General features: G+C 73.1%; 19 protein-coding genes. 16 read left to right on the forward strand and 3 right to left on the reverse strand.

The genetic code is table 11. The annotated features are described in order from the left end of the window. Positions 1–66 precede the first annotated feature (66 nt). The 7 genes from rplQ to glmM all read left to right on the forward strand — a co-directional run bounded on the left by rplQ (position 67) and on the right by glmM (position 7277). A complete protein-coding gene (rplQ, locus tag AB0D45_RS13705; RefSeq protein ID WP_361597721.1) occupies positions 67–549 on the forward strand; it encodes a 50S ribosomal protein L17 in 483 nt (160 codons plus the stop codon). A 104-nt stretch (positions 550–653) separates the two neighbouring features. Then, complete coding sequence (truA, locus tag AB0D45_RS13710; RefSeq protein WP_361597724.1) at positions 654–1505, forward strand: tRNA pseudouridine(38-40) synthase TruA; 852 nt, start codon at positions 654–656, stop codon at positions 1503–1505. 33 nt (positions 1506–1538) lie between these two features. Next, entirely contained in the window at positions 1539–3167 is a 1629-nt protein-coding gene (locus AB0D45_RS13715) for an ATP-binding cassette domain-containing protein (protein WP_362458147.1), read from the forward strand. Positions 3168–3288: 121 nt separating this feature from the next. Further along, a complete protein-coding gene (locus AB0D45_RS13720) occupies positions 3289–4548 on the forward strand; it encodes a glycosyltransferase family 87 protein (protein WP_362458150.1) in 1260 nt (419 codons plus the stop codon). Positions 4549–4781: 233 nt separating this feature from the next. Continuing rightward, on the forward strand, positions 4782–5225 hold the full coding sequence (rplM, locus tag AB0D45_RS13725) for a 50S ribosomal protein L13 (RefSeq protein ID WP_356811224.1): 444 nt from the start codon (positions 4782–4784) through the stop codon (positions 5223–5225). A gap of 42 nt (positions 5226–5267) precedes the next feature. After that, a complete protein-coding gene (rpsI, locus tag AB0D45_RS13730) occupies positions 5268–5783 on the forward strand; it encodes a 30S ribosomal protein S9 (RefSeq protein ID WP_030031261.1) in 516 nt (171 codons plus the stop codon). A gap of 135 nt (positions 5784–5918) precedes the next feature. After that, entirely contained in the window at positions 5919–7277 is a 1359-nt protein-coding gene (gene glmM, locus AB0D45_RS13735; RefSeq protein ID WP_361597735.1) for a phosphoglucosamine mutase, read from the forward strand. Here the strand turns inward: glmM and AB0D45_RS13740 are convergent. Both AB0D45_RS13740 and coaA read right to left on the reverse strand, forming a co-directional pair. Next, on the reverse strand, positions 7274–8242 hold the full coding sequence (locus tag AB0D45_RS13740; protein WP_362458154.1) for a DUF389 domain-containing protein: 969 nt from the start codon (positions 8240–8242) through the stop codon (positions 7274–7276). The two genes, glmM and AB0D45_RS13740, sit on opposite strands and share 4 nt — an antisense overlap. Positions 8243–8257: 15 nt before the next feature. Then, complete coding sequence (coaA, locus tag AB0D45_RS13745) at positions 8258–9277, reverse strand: type I pantothenate kinase (protein WP_361597741.1); 1020 nt, start codon at positions 9275–9277, stop codon at positions 8258–8260. Between the two features lie 267 nt (positions 9278–9544). Between coaA and AB0D45_RS13750 the strand changes: the two genes are divergently transcribed. The 9 genes from AB0D45_RS13750 (at position 9545) to AB0D45_RS13790 (ending at position 18614) form a co-directional block, all read left to right on the forward strand. Then, a complete protein-coding gene (locus AB0D45_RS13750; protein WP_362458157.1) occupies positions 9545–10330 on the forward strand; it encodes a hypothetical protein in 786 nt (261 codons plus the stop codon). Beyond that, positions 10327–11097 (forward strand): hypothetical protein, encoded by a 771-nt coding sequence (locus tag AB0D45_RS13755; protein ID WP_362458159.1) that lies wholly within the window; start codon positions 10327–10329, stop codon positions 11095–11097. The genes AB0D45_RS13750 and AB0D45_RS13755 overlap by 4 nt, the downstream gene beginning before the upstream one ends. 122 nt (positions 11098–11219) lie before the next feature. Further along, entirely contained in the window at positions 11220–13100 is a 1881-nt protein-coding gene (glmS, locus tag AB0D45_RS13760; protein ID WP_362458161.1) for a glutamine--fructose-6-phosphate transaminase (isomerizing), read from the forward strand. A gap of 17 nt (positions 13101–13117) precedes the next feature. After that, entirely contained in the window at positions 13118–13486 is a 369-nt protein-coding gene (locus AB0D45_RS13765; RefSeq protein WP_361597753.1) for a holo-ACP synthase, read from the forward strand. Positions 13487–13552: 66 nt separating this feature from the next. Further along, positions 13553–14959, forward strand: a complete 1407-nt coding sequence (locus tag AB0D45_RS13770) for an NAD(P)H-hydrate dehydratase (protein WP_362458163.1) — start codon at positions 13553–13555, stop codon at positions 14957–14959. Positions 14960–15385: 426 nt separating this feature from the next. Continuing rightward, positions 15386–16522 carry an alanine racemase gene (gene alr / locus AB0D45_RS13775; protein WP_361597759.1) on the forward strand — a complete coding sequence of 379 codons (1137 nt, stop codon included), beginning with the start codon at positions 15386–15388 and terminating at the stop codon, positions 16520–16522. A gap of 36 nt (positions 16523–16558) precedes the next feature. Next, entirely contained in the window at positions 16559–17731 is a 1173-nt protein-coding gene (locus tag AB0D45_RS13780; RefSeq protein WP_362458166.1) for an alpha/beta hydrolase, read from the forward strand. Further along, positions 17688–18245 (forward strand): tRNA (adenosine(37)-N6)-threonylcarbamoyltransferase complex ATPase subunit type 1 TsaE, encoded by a 558-nt coding sequence (tsaE, locus tag AB0D45_RS13785; protein ID WP_362458169.1) that lies wholly within the window; start codon positions 17688–17690, stop codon positions 18243–18245. The genes AB0D45_RS13780 and tsaE overlap by 44 nt, the downstream gene beginning before the upstream one ends. Positions 18246–18437: 192 nt before the next feature. After that, the gene (locus AB0D45_RS13790; protein ID WP_361597768.1) at positions 18438–18614 is read left to right on the forward strand and encodes a hypothetical protein; all 177 of its coding nucleotides are present in this window, start codon (positions 18438–18440) and stop codon (positions 18612–18614) included. A 131-nt stretch (positions 18615–18745) separates the two neighbouring features. On the opposite strand, the gene AB0D45_RS13795 is transcribed toward AB0D45_RS13790, so the two are convergent. Further along, positions 18746–19303 (reverse strand): hypothetical protein, encoded by a 558-nt coding sequence (locus AB0D45_RS13795; RefSeq protein WP_362458172.1) that lies wholly within the window; start codon positions 19301–19303, stop codon positions 18746–18748. Between the last annotated feature and the right edge of the window lie 34 nt (positions 19304–19337).

Raw genomic sequence — 19337 nt, forward strand, 5'->3', positions numbered from 1 at the left:
TCGCGACCGCCTGAGGGAACTGACACCGGTACCTGACACGGCCGGTGCAGATATGAAGGAGTAACAATGCCGCGTCCCGCAAAGGGTGCCCGCCTGGGCGGCTCCGCCGCGCACGAGAAGCACCTCCTCGCGAACCTCGCGAAGGCGCTCTTCGAGCACGGCCGCATCACCACCACCGAGGCCAAGGCCCGTCGCCTGCGTCCCTACGCCGAGCGTCTGGTCACCAAGGCGAAGAAGGGCGACATCCACAACCGTCGCCTGGTGCTGCAGACGATCACGGACAAGAGCATCGTGCACACGCTGTTCACCGAGATCGCCCCGCGTTACGAGAACCGCCCCGGTGGGTACACCCGCATCACCAAGATCGGCAACCGTCGTGGCGACAACGCCCCGATGGCCGTGATCGAGCTGGTCGAGGCCCTGACCGTGGCCCAGCAGGCCACCGGTGAGGCCGAGGCCGCCACCAAGCGTGCGGTGAAGGAGGCCGAGGCCAAGACCGAGGCTCCCGCCGAGACCGAGGCTCCGGCCGAGGAGACCAAGGAGGCCTGATCCCCGCCCGGGATCAAGCGTTCTTGATCGGCTCTGAACGGGCCCGCCCCCTTCCGGGGCGGGCCCGTTCTGCGTTCCGGTACGTGTGAGAGAGGATCTGTCACGTGAGTGACGAGGTGGAGCCCGGGCACGTCCGGGTACGGCTGGACCTGTCGTACGACGGCAGGGACTTCTCCGGCTGGGCGAAGCAGCGCACGCTGCGGACCGTGCAGGGCGAGCTGGAGAGCGCCCTGCAGACCGTGATGCGGCTGAAGGAGCCCGTCGAGCTGACCGTGGCCGGGCGCACCGACGCCGGGGTGCACGCGCGGGGGCAGGTCGCGCAGTTCGACCTGGCCGAAGAGGTGTGGGCCGAGCACCACGACAAGCTGCTGAGGCGCCTCGCGGGGCGGCTCCCGCACGACGTGCGGGTGTGGAGGGCGGCACGGGCCCCCGAGGGCTTCAACGCCCGCTTCTCGGCCATCTGGCGCCGCTACGCGTACCGCGTCGGCGACCATCAGGCCGGTGTGGACCCGCTGCGCCGCGGGCACGTGCTGTGGCACCAGTGGCCGCTCGACGTGGACGCCATGAACGAGGCCGCCGCCGCGCTGGTGGGCGAGCACGACTTCGCCGCGTACTGCAAGAAGCGCGAGGGCGCCACGACCATCCGTACGCTCCAGCAGCTCAGCTGGGAGCGGGCGGAGGACGGGATCGTCACCGCCACCGTGCGGGCGGACGCGTTCTGCCACAACATGGTGCGCTCGCTGGTCGGAGCGCTCCTGCACGTGGGCGACGGGCACCGGCCCGTCGAGTGGCCCGGGCAGGTGCTGGCCGCCGCCGTACGGGACTCCTCGGTGCACGTGGTCAAGCCGCACGGGCTCACCCTGGAGGAGGTCGGCTACCCGGCCGACGAGCTGCTGGCCGCGCGCAGCAAGGAAGCGCGGAACATGCGCACCCTGCCGGGCAAGGGCTGCTGCTGACCGGTTTGGGCCCCGCCCCGCGGGGCGGGGACAATGCGCGGCATGGGACACCTCGAAGCCAGCCACCTTGAGTACTACCTTCCCGACGGGCGGGTCCTGCTCCCCGACGTCTCCTTCCGCGTGGGGGAGGGGTCGGTGGTGGCCCTGGTGGGGGCGAACGGCGCCGGCAAGACCACCCTGCTGAAGCTGATCTCCGGCGAGCTCCAGCCGCACGGCGGCGGGGTCTCCATCAGCGGCGGCCTCGGCGTGATGTCGCAGTTCGTGGGCTCGGTCCGGGACGAGACGACCGTACGGGACCTGCTGGTCTCGGTGGCGCAGCCGCGGATCCGGGAGGCCGCGAAGGCCGTGGACCACGCCGAGCACCTGATCCTCACGGTGGACGACGAGGCCGCGCAGATGGCCTACGCGCAGGCGCTCAGCGACTGGGCCGACGTCCAGGGCTACGAGGCGGAGACCCTGTGGGACGTGTGCACCACGGCCGCGCTGGACATCCCGTTCGACCGGGCGCAGTACCGCGAGGTGCGCACCCTGTCGGGCGGTGAGCAGAAGCGGCTGGTGCTGGAGGCGCTGCTGCGCGGGCCGGACGAGGTGCTGCTGCTCGACGAGCCGGACAACTACCTCGACGTGCCGGGCAAGCGGTGGCTGGAGGAGCAGCTGAAGGCCACCCGCAAGACGGTGCTCTTCGTGTCGCACGACCGGGAGCTGCTGTCCCGGGCCGCCGAGAAGATCATCAGCCTGGAGCCGGGCCCGACGGGTACGGACGTCTGGGTGCACGGTGCCGGGTTCGACACCTACCACGACGCCCGCAAGGAGCGCTTCGCGCGCTTCGAGGAGCTCAAGCGCCGCTGGGACGAGGAGCACGCCCGCCTGAAGGCCCTGGTGCTGCGGCTGCGCAACCAGGCCGCGAGCAGCCCCGACATGGCCTCGCGGTACCGGGCGATGCAGACCCGCTTCCAGAAGTTCGAGGAGGCCGGCCCGCCGCCGGAGCCGCCGCGCGAGCAGGAGATCCGGATGCGGCTCAAGGGCGGCCGGACGGGCGTGCGCGCGCTGACCGTGGAGAACCTGGAGCTGACCGGCCTGATGAAGCCGTTCTCGCTGGAGGTCTTCTACGGGGAGCGGGTCGCGGTGCTCGGCTCGAACGGTTCCGGCAAGTCGCACTTCCTGCGGCTGCTGGCGGGGGAGGACGTCAAGCACACGGGCAGCTGGAAGCTGGGCGCGCGGGTGCTCCCCGGCCATTTCGCGCAGACGCACGCGCACCCGGAGCTGTTCGGGCGCACGCTCGTCGACATCCTGTGGACGGAGGCCGCGAAGCCGCTGGGCGCCGCCATGGCCGTCCTGCGCCGCTACGAGCTGGACCGCCAGGGCGAGCAGAAGTTCGAGAAGCTCTCGGGCGGGCAGCAGGCGCGCTTCCAGATCCTGCTGCTGGAGCTGGCCGGTACGACGGCGCTGCTGCTGGACGAGCCGACGGACAACCTCGACCTGGAGTCGGCGGAGGCCCTGCAGGACGGTCTGGAGTCGTACGACGGGACCGTGCTGTGCGTGACGCACGACCGCTGGTTCGCGCGCACATTTGACCGTTACCTGGTCTTCGGTTCCGACGGTGTTGTGCGGGAGACTCAGGAGCCCGTCTGGGACGAACGTAGGGTCGAGCGCAAGCGCTGAGGGAGGAGACGCCTACGGTCGTCCGGGACGGACGTAGGCGTCGGGCGCGAGTGCCAGGGGGTGACCTCCCCTCGGCGGGGCGAGGAGGAGAGCTGTGGGGCTGCGGCCTAGCATCTGGCTCATGCGATGGGATCAGCCGGCCACGGCGGGCCGGGTGACGGCCTGGCTCCTGGGGCCGGCCCCGCGGCCCTGGCGGGTGGCTTCCGCCGGGATCCTGCTGGTCATCGCCGTGTCCGCGAGCCTCCAGCCGAAGTGGGGCTCGGACAACGCCTTCGTGGTCAAGGCGGCGGACGCGCTCCTGGCGGGGGTCTCCCCGTACGAGGACAAGCGGTTCCTGTACCTGCCGAGCGCCGTGATCATGGCGGTGCCGGAGGCGATGGTGCCGCGGGCGGTGCTGCGCTGGCTGCTGCCGGCCGGCATGACGGGGCTGCTGGGTGCCGGGTGGTGGGCGTCGCTGCGGCTGTTCTCGGTGCCGCTGGGCTCGCGGATGGCGGTGGGCGGCCTCGGGCTGCTCGCGCTGGCCTACAAGCCGTACGTGAACCTCGTGATGCTCGGCAACTGGACGGCGATCTCGGCGGCCGCCCTGCCGGCGGCCCTGCTCCTCGCGCACCGGCGGCAGTGGGGCGCCGCGGGGCTGGTGGTGGGGCTGGCGATCGCCTGCAAGCCGATGCTGGTGCCGCTGGGGCTGCTCTTCGTGCTGGCCCGGCAGTGGCGGGGGCTGGCGGTGGCGGTGCTGGTGCCGGTGGGGATGTCGCTCGCGGGCGCGCTGCTGATGCCGAGCCCGACGCTGTTCTTCACCAAGACCCTGCCCTTCCTGTTCCAGGGGCAGGACGCCTACGCGCTGCCGTGGGACGCCTCGCCGATCGCGGTGCTGCCGCGGCTGGGGGTGCCCCAGCCGGTGGCGGTGGCGCTGGCCTTCGCGGGGGCCGGGGCGGGGCTGTGGGGCGCCTGGCGGCGCTGGCGGCGGCCGGACTCCGCCGAGCCCGACGGCGGCGAGCTGCGGCTGGCGGAGACGGCCGCCATGGTGATGCTCGCCGCATTCCTGGTCTCGCGGCCCTCCTTCGACCACTACCTGCTGGTGGTGCTGCCGCTGCTGCTGGCGTCGGGGGTGCGGCCGGGCTCGATGCCCCGCTCGCCCTGGTTCTGGGCGGCCCTGACGCCCCAGGTGGCGCTGGTCCCGTGGCCCTCGGAGCTGGCCCACAAGCGGCGCGCGTTCAAGGACATGGCGACGCTGTGCGGGCTCGCGGTTCTGCTGGCGCGTCGTGCGCTGCGCTCCGGTCGGGTTACCCTTGCACCCGTAACAACTGCGGGGTCCCCACCCAGGACCGAACCGGAGTGCGCCGCGACGCCAGCAGAATCGGCATCGCGGACCGCGTTTTGACCCGTACGGGTCTGCTTGGGTACTCTGCTGGTTTGTTATGCGTAGTGGCTTGCTCATTCTCACGTGAGGGCCTTACGCCGGTCCACCGGGCCGATGACCAGCGGTTCACACGGGTTGCGTCCCCGATGTGAACGAGGGCTGTCGTGATCGTCCGTGGTGACCCTGTCAGGACCCTTCCCTCGGGGCTAGCGCCCTATGGGATGACCCACCACTGAAGAAGCGAAGGCATACGCGTGCGTACGTTCAGCCCCAAGCCCGGCGACATCTCGCGCCAGTGGCTCGTCATCGACGCCCAGGACGTTGTCCTCGGCCGTCTGGCGACCCAGGCCGCCGCCCTCCTGCGCGGCAAGCACAAGCCGACTTACGCCCCCCACATGGACATGGGCGACTTCGTCATCATCATCAACGCCGACAAGGTCCACCTGTCGGGCAACAAGGCCTCCCAGAAGATGGCGTACCGCCACTCCGGTTTCCCGGGCGGTCTGCGTTCGGTGCGTTACGACGACCTCCTGGCGAACAACCCGGAGAAGGCCGTCGAGAAGGCCGTCAAGGGCATGCTCCCCAAGAACACCCTGGGCCGTCAGATGCTCTCGAAGCTGAAGGTCTACTCGGGCGACCAGCACCCCCACGCTGCCCAGCAGCCGGTGCCGTTCGAGATCACCCAGGTCGCGCAGTAGTTCCGGCCACCCCCTAAGACGTAGAAAATTCTGAGGAGCATCGTGGCCGAGACCACCGCCGAGACCCCCGTCGACGAGTTCGAGGGCGTCGAGGAGTACACCACCGAGTCGGACGTCGCCGTCGAGGGCGACTACACCTCCGAGTCCCTTGCCGGCCGCTTCGGCGACCCGCAGCCGGCCGCCGGCCTGGGCCGTCGCAAGAACGCCATCGCCCGCGTCCGGATCGTTCCGGGCACCGGCAAGTGGAAGATCAACGGTCGCACCCTTGAGGACTACTTCCCCAACAAGGTGCACCAGCAGGAAGTCAACGAGCCCTTCAAGCTCCTCGAGCTTGACGGCCGCTACGACGTCATCGCCCGCATCTCGGGTGGCGGCGTCTCCGGTCAGGCCGGCGCCCTGCGCCTCGGCGTGGCCCGCGCGCTGAACGAGGCGGACGTGGACAACAACCGCCCGGCGCTGAAGAAGGCCGGCTTCCTCTCCCGCGACGACCGTGCGGTCGAGCGCAAGAAGGCCGGTCTCAAGAAGGCCCGTAAGGCTCCGCAGTACAGCAAGCGTTAATCTGCGCCTGCTGTTCTGCAACGAAACCGCCCCGGCAGCACTCTCTGTGCTGCCGGGGCGGTTCGTTTACCGCCATAAGCGGCACATACCTGTCACTAGCGGTCACAAGCGAAGTGTGAACTCGGGAGGACAACAGTGGGACGACTCTTCGGGACGGACGGTGTACGCGGCGTCGCCAACGCGGATCTGACGGCGGAGCTCGCGCTCGGCCTCTCCGTGGCGGCCGCACACGTACTGGCCGAGGCGGGCACCTTCGAGGGGCACCGCGCCACCGCGGTGGTCGGCCGGGACCCCCGCGCGTCGGGCGAGTTCCTGGAAGCCGCGGTCGTCGCGGGCCTCGCCAGCGCCGGCGTGGACGTCCTGCGCGTCGGTGTGCTGCCCACCCCGGCGGTGGCGTATCTCACCGGTGCGCTGGGCGCCGACCTCGGCGTGATGCTCTCCGCGAGCCACAACGCCATGCCGGACAACGGCATCAAGTTCTTCGCGCGCGGCGGCCACAAACTCGCCGACGACCTCGAGGACCGCATCGAATCCGTGTACGAGGAGCACCGCACGGGCGCGCCCTGGCAGCGCCCCACCGGCTCCGGCGTCGGCCGGGTCTCCGACTACGACGAGGGCTTCGACAAGTACGTCGCCCACCTCATCGGGGTCCTGCCCAACCGCTTCGACGGCCTGAAGGTCGTCCTGGACGAGGCCCACGGCGCGGCCGCTTACGTCTCGCCCGAGGCCTTCGCCCGGGCGGGCGCGGAGGTCGTCACGATCGGCGCCGAGCCCGACGGCCTGAACATCAACGACGGCTGCGGCTCCACCCACCTCGACCTGCTGAAGCAGGCCGTGGTCGAGCACGGCGCCGACCTCGGCATCGCCCACGACGGGGACGCCGACCGCTGCCTGGCGGTGGACCACACCGGCGCCGAGGTCGACGGCGACCAGATCCTCGCGGTGCTGGCGCTCGCCATGCGCGAGGCGGGCGGACTGCGGGAGAACACCGTGGTCGGCACCGTCATGTCGAACCTGGGCTTCAAGCTGGCCATGGAGGCCGAGGGCATCCAGGTCGTACAGACCGGCGTCGGCGACCGGTACGTCCTGGAGTCGATGAAGGAGCACGGCTACGCCCTGGGCGGCGAGCAGTCCGGCCACGTGATCATCCTCGACCACGCGACCACCGGCGACGGCACCCTGACCGGCCTGATGCTCGCGGCACGGGTCGCGGCCACCGGCCGCCCGCTGGCCGATCTGGCCGGGGTCATGCAGCGGCTGCCGCAGATCCTGATCAACGTCCCGGACGTGGACAAGTCCCGCGTCGCCACCTCCGGCGAGCTGGCCGCGGCCGTCTCCGACGCCGAGCGCGAGCTGGGAGCCACCGGCCGGGTGCTGCTGCGTCCGTCCGGTACGGAGCCGCTCGTACGGGTGATGGTGGAGGCCGCCGACATCGAGCAGGCCCGCGCGGTCGCCGGCAGGCTCGCCGACGTCGTGAAGTCGGCCCTCGGCTAGTCGATCATTTTCCTCCGTGGCGTACCCGGCAGCCGGCTCATCCGTGGCTGCTGGGTGCGCCACAGCAGCTTCCAGCCGATCAGGGTCAGCGAGCCGGCGACGATGATGCCGAGCAGGTTCAGCAGGAGCTGCTCGGCCGAGCCCCACATCTGGGCGAACTCCCCGTAGCTGAGCGCCACGGCCGCGTTCGCGGCGGCCGGGACGGTGGTCACCGAGATCGCCACGCCCACCAGCGCCCCGGCCCTCGCCGACGTCAGCGACAGCATCCCGGCCACGCCGGCGAGCACCGCCACGACGAACGAGAACGGGTCGGGCTGCCAGATGAAGCTGGTGTTCGGCCGCGCCTTGTCGAGTATGCCCGGGTGGAACAGCCCGAGCGCGTCCATCGCCAGGCTGAACAGGGTCGTCCCCACGATCGCCGCGGCGAAGCCGACCAGCAGCGCCACCAGCGAGCGCCACGCATCCTTCGGGGCGCGCCGCACCAGACCGGTGCAGATCCCCGCGAGCGGGCCGAACTCGGGGCCGACGGCCATCGCGCCGACGATCAGGATCGCGTTGTCCAGGACCACGCCGCAGGCCGCGATCATCGTGGCGACGACCATGAAGACGCTGTAGGTGATCGTCAGGGTCGACTCCTCGTGGGTCGACTCCGCGAGCTGCTCCCAGATCACCGCGTCGGCGGCCTCGCCCGGCGCCTCCTCCTCCGCCGCGTCGGCGTGCCGGGAGATGGACAGGTCGATGTTCTCGACGGCGATGGACCCGCTCTCGTCGATGCCGAGGGAGCGCATCCCGTGCAGCAGCTCGTCGGCCGCCTCGCGCGCCACGTCGCACAGCACCAGGTCGCCCACGGGGTCGCGGGAGGCGCCGGCGAGCACGACCAGGTGGGTGGTCCCGACCGTCCGCTCGACCAGTCCCACCACCTCCTCGGTGAGGTGGGGCGGGGTGATCATCCTCAGATGCAGCATGGCCGCACCCTAGTGCTAGAGCTTGCGCAGGCTCAGTTTCTGCACCTTGTGGTCGGGGCCCTTGCGGACGACGAGGGTGGCCCGGCCGCGGGTGGGGGCCACGTTCTCCAGCAGGTTGGGCTTGTTGATGGTCCGCCACATCGTCTGCGCGTACTCCAGGGCCTCCTCCTCGGAGACCTGGGTGTACTTGCGGAAGTAGGAGAAGGGGTTCTGGAACGCGGTCTCGCGCAGCTTCCGGAACCGGTTGAGGTACCAGCGCTCGATGTCCTCGGGGCGCGCGTCCACGTACACGCTGAAGTCGAAGTAGTCCGCGAGCCCGACGCGGGTGCGGCCGTCCTTGCCGGGCAGGGCGGGCTGGAGGACGTTGAGGCCCTCGACGATGAGGATGTCCGGGCGGCGTACGACGAGCTCCTCGCCGGGCACGATGTCGTAGATCAGGTGGGAGTAGACCGGGGCCCGCACCTCGTCCTTGCCCGCCTTGATGTCGGCGACGAAGCGGGTGAGCGCCCGCCGGTCGTAGGACTCGGGGAAGCCCTTGCGGGAGGTCAGGCCCCTGCGCTGGAGCTCCTTCATCGGGTACAGGAAGCCGTCCGTGGTGACCAGCTCGACGCGGGGGTGCTCCGGCCAGCGGGCCAGGAGCGCCTGGAGCAGACGCGCGACCGTGGACTTGCCGACGGCGACGGAGCCGGCGACGCCTATCACGAAGGGGGTGCCCGGCTGGGCGCCGTGGCCGTTGGCCGCGTCGCCGAGGAAGGTGTTCACGGTGCCGCGCAGGTTGCTGGTGGCGCCGACGTACAGGTTGAGCAGGCGGGAGAGCGGCAGGTACACGTCCCGCACCTCGTCGAGGTCGATGACGTCGCCGAGGCCGCGCAGCCGCTCGACCTCCTCGGCGGTCAGGGGCAGCGGCGTCCGCTCGCGCAGGGCGCTCCACTCCGCCCGGGTGAGGTCGACGTACGGGGAGGCGTCATGGGCCCGGCGGGGGCCGGGACGCTCCGTTGCGCGGTCCGGCGTACAACGCGTCGGCGAGGTGATCACACCGCCATTGTCGGGGCTCGGGGCCGCTCGTGGGTGGTGGGGTCGGTCACGTGGCGGTGACCGCGGGGGGAAGCGCAGGTGGCAGGGGCGGGACCGGTTGTGCACGCGTACGTATCGATCGGAGGCCTGCCCGGTCTCGTGCGCATCACGATTCCGCCCGTTCGCCCGAAAACCCGCTCGTGTGATCGATCGGGCCGTAGATTGTTCGTCGCCGCGGCGCCGACCTGCGTCCTGACGGCGTTCTGTTGTTCATGGGGGAGATTGTTCGTGCGTACCACTGCCGTCCGTCGTGCCGTCCTGACCGTGTCGGCCCTGTCCCTGACCCTGCTGGCCACCGCCTGCGGTTCGGGCTCGGGTGACTCGGGTGCCGAGGCCGGCGGCAAGGCGGACCCGAAGCAGTCCGCGTCCGCGCCGGCGGCGGCCGCGGCCAAGGGGAAGTCGGCCGCGGAGCTGGCGCCGCTGCTGGTCACGCAGGCCGACCTGCCCGAGCACAAGGTGGAGCCGGACGCGGCCGCGAAGGCCGGGGCCGAGCAGAACGCCACCCCCGACAAGGCCGAGTGCAAGCCGCTGGTCCAGCTCCAGACCCTCGTGCCGCTCGGCAAGCCGGCCGGCACCGCGACCGTCGCCGCCACGGAGAAGCCGAAGAAGCCGGCCGAGGGCGCGTCGGTGGAGGACAAGCTGGACGCGCTCAAGGGCGGCCTGGCCGTGACCCGTACCTCGGTCGGTCTCGCCTCGTACGACGACAAGGGTGCCCAGGAGGCCTTCGGCGCGCTGAAGGCCGCGACCACGGCCTGTGCGGGTGGCTACACGGTCACCCAGGGCACCGAGTCCACCAAGATCGAGAAGGTGGGGTCCTCCGCCGCGGTCACCGCCGGGGACGAGTCCCTCGCCTACAACACCGTGATGGACCTGAAGGACGGGGACAAGGCCACGATGCAGTTCGTGGTCGTGCGCAAGGGCGACACCCTGGCCACCTTCTACGCGATGAACGTGACCGGTGAGGCCGCCCAGCCCAAGGCGGTCGTGGAGGCGCAGGCCAAGAAGCTCGGATGAGCGGGGCCCGCGCGCGGCGCGCGGCCGCACTGGGCGCCTCGGCCGTCTCCGGGCTGACCCTGGCCCTGCTCGCCACCGGATGCGGGACCGCCCGGCCCGGCCTGGTCCTGGAGATCGTACCGGCGGCCGAGTCGCCCTCCGGGGCGGCCGAGCACGCCTCGAAGGGCAGGGCGCACGAGCTCCCGTCCCGGCTGATCCTGGCGCCGGGGGACCTGGCCGACCACAAGGTCAGCCCCGAGGGCGCGGACGGCGCCCCGGTGAGCGTGGACCGGCCCGAGTGCCGGGAACTGGCCTACGCCGCGACCGGCTACCTGCCGGCCGGGCGGACCGGCTGGGCCAAGGCGTCGGTGGTCGCCGTGCCGGCGCCGCTGCCGCAGGACGCCCCGGAGCCGCAGAAGCGGGCGGCCGCCTTGGACGCGGCCAGCTCGACCGTGACCGTGGTGACCCTCGGCTCGTACGCGGGGGACACCGCCGGCGGGCACTTCGCCGGGGTGCGGGCCGCGGGGGAGGCGTGCGGCACGGGCTACTCGGTGACGGCGAACGGGGAGACCGTCCGGGTCACCCGGGTCCTCGCGCACGCCGCGCACGGCGGTGACGAGGCACTCGCGTACACGGTCGAGGCCGAGCGCGACGGCGAGCAGTACGCCACCGAGCTCATGGTGGTGCGCAAGGGCGGCACCCTCGCCAACCTGGTGGCCGGCCGGGCCTCCGGAGCGGCCGAGCTCGCGGCTCCCGTGGTCGAGGCGCAGCTGCGCAAGCTCGGCTGAGGACACGTCGAACGGATCGTTCGAAAACGGCGTCAACCCCGCCCCGGTGGATTCACCGGGGCGGGGTTTTCGTCTTGTTCGGGTACGCGGCGTGCGGCCGGGCACGGCGTACGCTGCCGCCTATGTGCGGAATTGTGGGTTACGTAGGAGCGCAGTCTGCGCTCGATGTGGTCATCGCCGGACTGAAGCGGCTCGAGTACCGCGGCTACGACTCGGCCGGGATCGCCGTGCTCGCCGACGGCGCCCTCGCCAGCGCCAAGAAAGCCGGAAAGCTGGTCAACCTGGAGAAGGAACTGGTCAGTCGGCCGCTGCCGGCCGGCTCCACCGGGCTCGGGCACACCCGGTGGGCGACCCACGGCGGGCCCACCGACGTCAACGCCCACCCCCACCTGGACAACTCCGGGCGGGTGGCGGTCGTGCACAACGGCATCATCGAGAACTTCGCCGAGCTGCGCGCCGAACTGGCCGAGCGCGGGCACCGGCTGGAGTCCGAGACGGACACCGAGGTGGTGGCGCACCTGCTGGCCGAGCAGTTCGGGACGGTGGCGGGCGCGGGCGCCGGCGCCGGGGGCGGGGGCGGGCGGCTCGCGGCGGCCATGCGGCAGGTGTGCAGGCGGCTGGAGGGCGCGTTCACGCTGGTCGCGGTGCACGCCGACGAACCGGACGTGGTGGTCGGCGCGCGCCGGAACTCCCCGCTGGTGGTGGGCGTTGGAGAGGGCGAGAACTTCCTCGCCTCGGACGTGGCCGCGTTCATCGCCCACACCCGGTCCGCGATCGAGCTGGGGCAGGACCAGGTCGTCGAACTCCGCCGCGACGGGGTCACGGTGACCGGCTTCGACGGTGCGCCCGCGACCGTGCGGGCGTACCACGTGGACTGGGACGCCTCGGCGGCCGAGAAGGGGGGCTATGACTACTTCATGCTCAAGGAGATCGCCGAGCAGCCGAAGGCTGTCGCCGACACCCTCCTGGGCAGGATCGACGCAAGCGGCCTGCTGACCCTGGACGAGGTGCGCATCCCCGCCTCGGTGCTCCGCGAGGTCGACAAGGTCGTGATCGTGGCCTGCGGTACGGCGTACCACGCGGGCATGATCGCGAAGCTGGCCATCGAGCACTGGACCCGCATCCCGTGCGAGACGGAGCTGGCCAGCGAGTTCCGCTACCGCGACCCGATCCTGGACCAGCGGACGCTGGTGATCGCGATCTCGCAGTCCGGCGAGACCATGGACACCCTGATGGCGCTGCGGCACGCGCGCGAGCAGGGCGCCCGGGTGCTGGCCGTCTGCAATACGAACGGCTCGACCATCCCCCGCGAATCGGACGCCGTGCTGTACACGCACGCCGGTCCGGAGGTGGCCGTCGCCTCCACCAAGGCGTTCCTGACGCAGCTGGTCGCCTGCTACCTCGTCGCGCTGTACCTGGGGCAGGTGCGGGGCACGAAGTGGGGCGACGAGATCCAGGCGGTGGTCCGGGAGCTGTCGGACATCGCCGCGGCGGTGGACACCGTACTGGAGACCATGGAGCCGGTACGGGCCCTGGCGCGCTCGCTCGCCGACAAGGACACCGTGCTGTTCCTGGGCCGCCACGTCGGGTATCCGGTGGCGCTGGAGGGCGCGCTCAAGCTCAAGGAGCTGGCGTACATGCACGCCGAGGGCTTCGCGGCGGGCGAGCTCAAGCACGGGCCGATCGCGCTGATCGAGAAGGACCTGCCGGTGGTGGTCGTCGTACCGTCGCCGCGCGGGCGCTCGGTCCTGCACGACAAGATCGTCTCGAACATCCAGGAGATCCGGGCGCGCGGGGCGCGGACCATCGTCATCGCGGAGGAGGGCGACGAGGCCGTGGTCCCGTACGCCGACCACCTGATCCGGATCCCGGTGACGCCGACGCTGCTCCAGCCGCTGGTGGCGACGGTGCCGCTCCAGGTGTTCGCGTGCGAACTGGCGACGGCGCGGGGCAACGAGGTCGACCAGCCGCGTAACCTCGCCAAGTCGGTGACCGTGGAATAGGGGCTGGGGTTGTTGTTGTGATCGTCGGTGTGGGGATTGACGTGGCCGAGATCGAGCGGTTCGGCGCGGCGCTGGAGCGGACGCCGCAGATGGCCCGGCGTCTCTTCGTCGACTCCGAGTTGACCCTGCCGAGCGGCGAGCGGCGCGGAACCGCCTCGCTCGCCGCCCGGTTCGCGGCCAAGGAAGCCCTGGCCAAAGCCCTTGGCGCGCCGGCCGGGCTGCTGTGGACCGACGCCGAGGTGTACGTGGAGGACTCCGGGCAGCCCCGGCTGCGGGTGTCCGGGACGGTCGAGGCCCGGGCCCGGGCGCTCGGCGTGAAGTCCTGGCACATCTCGCTGAGCCACGACGCCGGCGTCGCCTCGGCGGTGGTCATCGCCGAGGGCTGACGCCGCCACCGCGCCCGGACCGGGCACCGCCCGGGGAGCGGCCCCGTCGTGGGGCAGGCTGGGGGCATGCGTACTGCTTACAGCGTGGAGACCGTACGGGCCGCCGAGCGCGAGCTGATGGCACGGCTGCCGGAGGGCGCCCTGATGGCCCGGGCGGCGGCCGGACTGGCCGCCGTGTGCGCGCAGTTGCTGGCGCGCCGCCGGGGCCGGGTCTACGGCTCCCGCGTGGTGGTGCTGGCCGGGCCCGGGGACAACGGCGGCGACGCGCTGTACGCGGGCGCGCGGCTGGCGCGGCGCGGGGCCGGGGTGACGGCGGTGCCGATGGACCCGGCGCGGATCCACCCCGGCGGGCTGGCCGCGCTGCGGGCCGCCGGGGGACGGCTCGCGGAGTCGGTACCCGCGCGGGCGGACCTCGTACTGGACGGGCTGGTCGGGATCGGCGGCCGGGGCGGGCTGCGGCCGGCGGCGGCCGCCCTGGCCCGGGCGGTCCCGGCGGGGGCGCTCGTCGTCGCCGTCGACCTGCCCAGCGGGGTGGACGCGGACACCGGGGAGGTGGCGGGCCCGGCGGTGTCGGCCGACGTGACGGTCACCTTCGGGGCGTACAAGCCGGGGCTGCTGACCGACCCGGGGGCCTCGCGGGCGGGCGCCGTGCGGCTCGTGCCCATCGGCCTGGACCTGCCGGAGTCCGCGGAGATGGAGGCCCTCCAGCACGCCGACGTGGCGGGGCTGCTGCCGGTGCCGGCGGCGTCGAGCGACAAGTACCGGCGGGGCGTGGTCGGGGTCGTCGCCGGGTCGGAGCAGTACCCGGGCGCGGCCGTGCTCGCCGTGGCGGGGGCGCTGCGCGGCGGCGCGGGCGCGGTGCGGTACGTGGGCCCGGCGGTGGACGCCGTGCTGGCCCGCCACCCGGAGGTGCTGGTCGGGCGGGGGCGGGTGCAGGCCTGGGTGGTCGGCCCGGGACTGGGGTCCGCGCGGGCGGCCGACGTCGAACGGGCCCTGGCGGACCGGGACGTGCCGGTGCTGGTGGACGCGGACGGGCTGCGCGGGCTGGACCCGGCGGTGGTGCGCGGACGCCGCGCGGCGACCCTGCTGACGCCGCACGCGGGGGAGGCGGCGGCGCTGCTGGGGGTGCCGAGGGAGTCGGTGGAGGCGGGGCGGCTGGCCGCCGTACGGGAGCTGGCCGGGCGGTACGGGGCGGCGGTGCTGCTCAAGGGCTCGACGACGCTGGTCGCCTCCGGCGGGGTCGTACGGGTCAATGCGACGGGTACGCCCTGGCTGGCCACCGCCGGGAGCGGGGACGTGCTGTCCGGGCTGGCGGGGGCGTTGCTGGCGGGCGGGCTGTCGGGGGTCGACGCGGGGTCGGTCGCCGCCTACCTGCACGGGCTGGCCGGGCGGTTCGCGGCGGACGGGGCGCCGGTGGTGGCGCAGGAGGTGGCCGCCGCGCTGCCGGAGGCGTGGCGTTCGGTGCGGGCCTGACCCCGGCGGGCCGGGCCCGCCGCGCGGGCTTCCCCGCGGGCCCCGGGCCTCGACCCCCGGCGGGGCGGCCGCCGCGCGGGCCTGCCCCCCGCCCCGCCCTCCGCCCGGACCCCCGGGCCTCGGCCCCCGGCGGGCGGCCGCCGCGCGGTCTTGTTCCGCGCCCGTTCACCGGGGGCTCCCCCCCGGACCCCCGCGCCCGGAACCCCGGCGGGCCGCCGCCGCGCGGGCTCCCCCACGGGCCGGGCCTCCGACCCCGGCAGGCGGCCGCCGGGCGTGCCTGACCCCCGGCCCGCCCTCCGCCCGTTCCCCGGGGCCGCCTCGAACCTCGGTGGGGCCGGTTCGGCCGCCGCCCGGGCGGGGGCTTGGTTGGGGTGCTGCCGCCAGGCAGCTCAGGGGCTCGGGGAGGCTTCTGAGAGACTGTGGGCGATGAACGAGACACCGATGCGCGTGTACGCCGAGATCGATCTTGACGCGGTACGGGAGAACGTGCGCGCCCTGCGCGCGCGGGCACCCCGGGCCGAGCTGATGGCCGTCGTCAAGTCGAACGCCTACGGGCACGGTGCCGTCCAGTGCGCCCGCGCAGCCCAGGAGGCCGGTGCCACGTGGCTCGGCACCGCCACCCCCGAGGAGGCGCTCGCCCTGCGCGACGCCGGTATCGAGGGCCGGGTCATGTGCTGGCTCTGGACCCCCGGCGGGCCCTGGCGGGAGGCCGTCGAGGCCGACGTCGACGTGTCCGTCAGCGGGATGTGGGCCCTGGACGAGGTCCGGGCCGCGGCCCGCGCGGCCGGCCGCAGTGCCCGGATCCAGCTCAAGGCCGACACCGGCCTCGGCCGCAACGGCTGCCAGCCCGCCGACTGGGCCGAGCTGGTCGGCGCGGCCGTCGCCGCGCAGGCCGAGGGCACCGTCCAGGTCACCGGCGTCTGGTCCCACTTCGCCTGCGCCGACGAGCCCGGCCACCCCTCCATCCGGCTCCAGCTCGACGCCTTCCGCGACATGCTGGCCTACGCGGAGAAGGAGGGCGTCGACCCCGAGGTCCGGCACATCGCCAACTCGCCCGCGACGCTCACCCTCCCCGAGAGCCACTTCGACCTGGTGCGCACCGGGATCGCCGTCTACGGCGTCTCCCCCTCGCCCGAACTCGGCACCCCCGCCCAGCTCGGACTGCGCCCCGCCATGACCCTCAAGGCCTCCCTCGCGCTGGTCAAGACGGTCCCCGCCGGGCACGGCGTCAGCTACGGCCACCACTACGTCACCGAGTCCGAGACGCACCTCGCGCTCGTCCCCGCCGGCTACGCCGACGGCGTCCCGCGCAACGCCTCCGGCCGCGGTCCGGTGCTCGTGGGCGGCAAGGTCCGGCAGGCCGCCGGGCGGATCGCCATGGACCAGTTCGTCGTGGACCTCGGCGAGGACAGCGCCGAAGCCGGTGACGAGGCGGTCCTCTTCGGGGACGCCGAGCGCGGCGAGCCGACCGCCGAGGACTGGGCTCAAGCGGCACACACGATCGCGTATGAGATCGTCACCCGTATCGGAAGCCGGGTCCCCCGGGTGTACCTCGGCGGCTGACCCGGCAGTGACGGCCTGAGTGAGGACGGCGACGTCGTGAGCGAGAACTGGCGCAAGGCGGGCTGGGCCGGCGCCGCCATCGGCGTGCTGGCGGCGGGCGCCGCGGCCGGTGTCGCGGTCGAGCGGATCACCGTGGGGCGCGGCATCCGGATGAAGGCGCGCCTGGCGCTGGACGCCGCAGGGGACTACGGCTCGCTGCGCGGCACCGAGGGCGGCTGCCGCGCCGAGGACGGCACCGAGCTCCACTACGAGGTCGACGAGCTGCCCGAGGACGGCGAGGAGCACCGGCTGCGGCGCAAGGGTGCGGCCGGGGCCACCGTCGTCTTCTGCCACGGCTACTGCCTCGCCCAGGACTCCTGGCACTTCCAGCGCGCCGCCCTGCGCGGAGTGGTCCGCTCCGTGTACTGGGACCAGCGCAGCCACGGCCGCAGCGCGCGGGGCCTGGCCCAGGCCGACGGCGAACCGGTGACCATCGAGCAGCTCGGCCGCGACCTGAAGGCCGTCATCGACGCCGCCGCGCCCGAGGGCCCCCTCGTCCTCGTCGGCCACTCCATGGGCGGCATGACCGTCATGGCCTTCGCCGAGCAGTTCCCCGAGCTGGTGCGCGACCGCGTCCTCGGGGTGGCGCTGATCGGCACCTCCAGCGGCCGGCTCGACGAGGTGACGTACGGGCTGCCCTCCCTCGGGCAGGGCGCGGTGCGCCGCCTGCTGCCCGGCGTGCTCAAGGCGCTCGGCACGCAGGCCGAGCTGGTGGAGAAGGGCCGCCGGGCCACCGCCGACCTCTTCGCCGGCATGATCAAGATGTACTCGTTCGGCTCCCGGGACGTGGATCCCGGTGTGGCGCGCTTCGCCGAGCGGCTGATCGAGGCGACCCCGATCGACGTGGTCGCCGAGTTCTACCCGGCCTTCCAGATCCACGACAAGAGCGCCGCCCTCCAGCACTTCGCGGGCATCCCCGTCACCGTCGTCGCCGGCGACCGGGACATGATCATCCCGGCGGCGCACAGCGTGAGCATCAAGGAGGCGCTGCCGGCCGCCGAGCTGGCGGTGCTGGAGGACACCGGGCACCTGATGATGCTGGAGCGCCCCGACCTCGTGACCGGGCTGCTCACCGGCCTCCTGGCGCGCACCGGAGCCGTCCCCGCAGCGGCTAACGTTGGGGGACATGGAAGAAGTACCGCGGGAAGCGCCGCGCAGCCCGGCCGCTGAGGCCCTGGCCGAGGCCGCCGCAGAAACCCTGATCACCGTCGACTCGCCCGCCTCCATGCAGGAGCTGGGCCGCAGGATCGCCGCCCTGCTGCGCCCGGGCGACCTGGTCCTGCTGACCGGCGAACTCGGCGCGGGCAAGACCACCCTGACGCGGGGACTGGGGGAGGGGCTGGGCGTGCGCGGGGCCGTGACCTCGCCGACCTTCGTGATCGCCCGGGTGCACCCGTCCCTGGGCGACGGTCCGCCGCTGGTGCACGTGGACGCGTACCGGCTCGGCGGCGGGCTCGAGGAGATGGAGGACCTGGACCTCGACGTCTCCCTGCCCGAGTCCGTGGTCGTCGTGGAGTGGGGCGACGGCAAGGTCGAGGAACTGTCGGACGACCGGCTGCACGTGGTCATCGGGCGCGCGGTCGGCCACGAGGAGGTCCTGGACGACGTGCGCGAGGTCGTGCTGCGCGGCGTGGGGGCGCGGTGGGCCGACGCGGAGCTGACGGCGCTCTCCGCGGCGCGGTAGCGGCCGCGCCCGGGGCCCGGGCCCGTCCGGCGCCGGAGCGACGGGGCGGGGACGGCTTCCGGGCGTCTTCCCGACGACGTACCGACAACTCGTCGGGAAGATATTGCGCCGGCCCCGGCTCGCGTGATGACATGGTATCGAGCGCTGGTTAGGTGTGCCTAAGTACGGCGTCCCGGGTCTCAGGAGGCAGCCATGTCGGCAGCAGGAGCAGAGCGAGCGCCCGTCGTGTCCATGCGGGCCCTGCTCGCGGCGGGCGTGGCCGCCACGGCGGTGTCCACGCCGCCGGCGCGCGCGGAGTCCGAACCGGAAGCGGGGGCCGGGCCCGGGACGGACGCGGAGCGGGCCGCCCCGGATTCGGAAGCGGCCTGACACCGCCTCCCGGTACCGCGTTCGGGTGAATCACCCCGGGTGGTGTCGTGTCTCGGCGTGGTGCGTTGCGCGGCGCGGGACATCCCCGCAGGGGGACGAGGGCCACGTCCCGGGAAGGCCCCGGGCCGGCGTCAGGCGACGACCACGACCTTCGCGCCGATCGTCGCGAAGGCCCAGACCGCGTCGCCGTCCGCGCGCGACATGCGGATGCCGCCCGTCTTCTTCGAGAGGTCCGGCTCCGGCATCGAACCGTCCACGCGGGCGCTGAAGCCGATCGCGATCCCGTCCGTGCTCGCGAACCGCACGACGTGCTCGATCGGCACCCCGTCCGTGCCGGTGACCGTGCCCGCGCGCGAGCCGACCAGGTAGCTGCCCGGCGCCGGGTGCACCGTGCTCGGCATCACCGTGAACGTCCGCGGTTCCTTGCCGTCCTCCGTGACCAGCCACACCCGCTTCTGCGACACCGAGTAGACGACCCGCATCCCGGTCCCGGAGTCGGCCGGCACCGCCGCGGGCTTGGCCGGGTCCTGCTTCGCCGGGGCCTGCGCCTGGGGTGCGGCCGGAGCGTGTGCGCCCGGCTTCGCGGGGAGCGCCGGCGCCGTCGCGGAGGCCTGGTAGCCGAGGAAGCCGATCGCGGCGAGCGCCGCCACCGTGAGCCCGGCCACGATTCCCGAGCTGCTGCGTGCCACCTTGCTCCACCTCTCCGCGCCTGCGTTGTCGAAC

Source organism: Streptomyces sp. NPDC048352 (genome assembly GCF_040651895.1).
GTDB lineage: Bacteria > Actinomycetota > Actinomycetes > Streptomycetales > Streptomycetaceae > Streptomyces.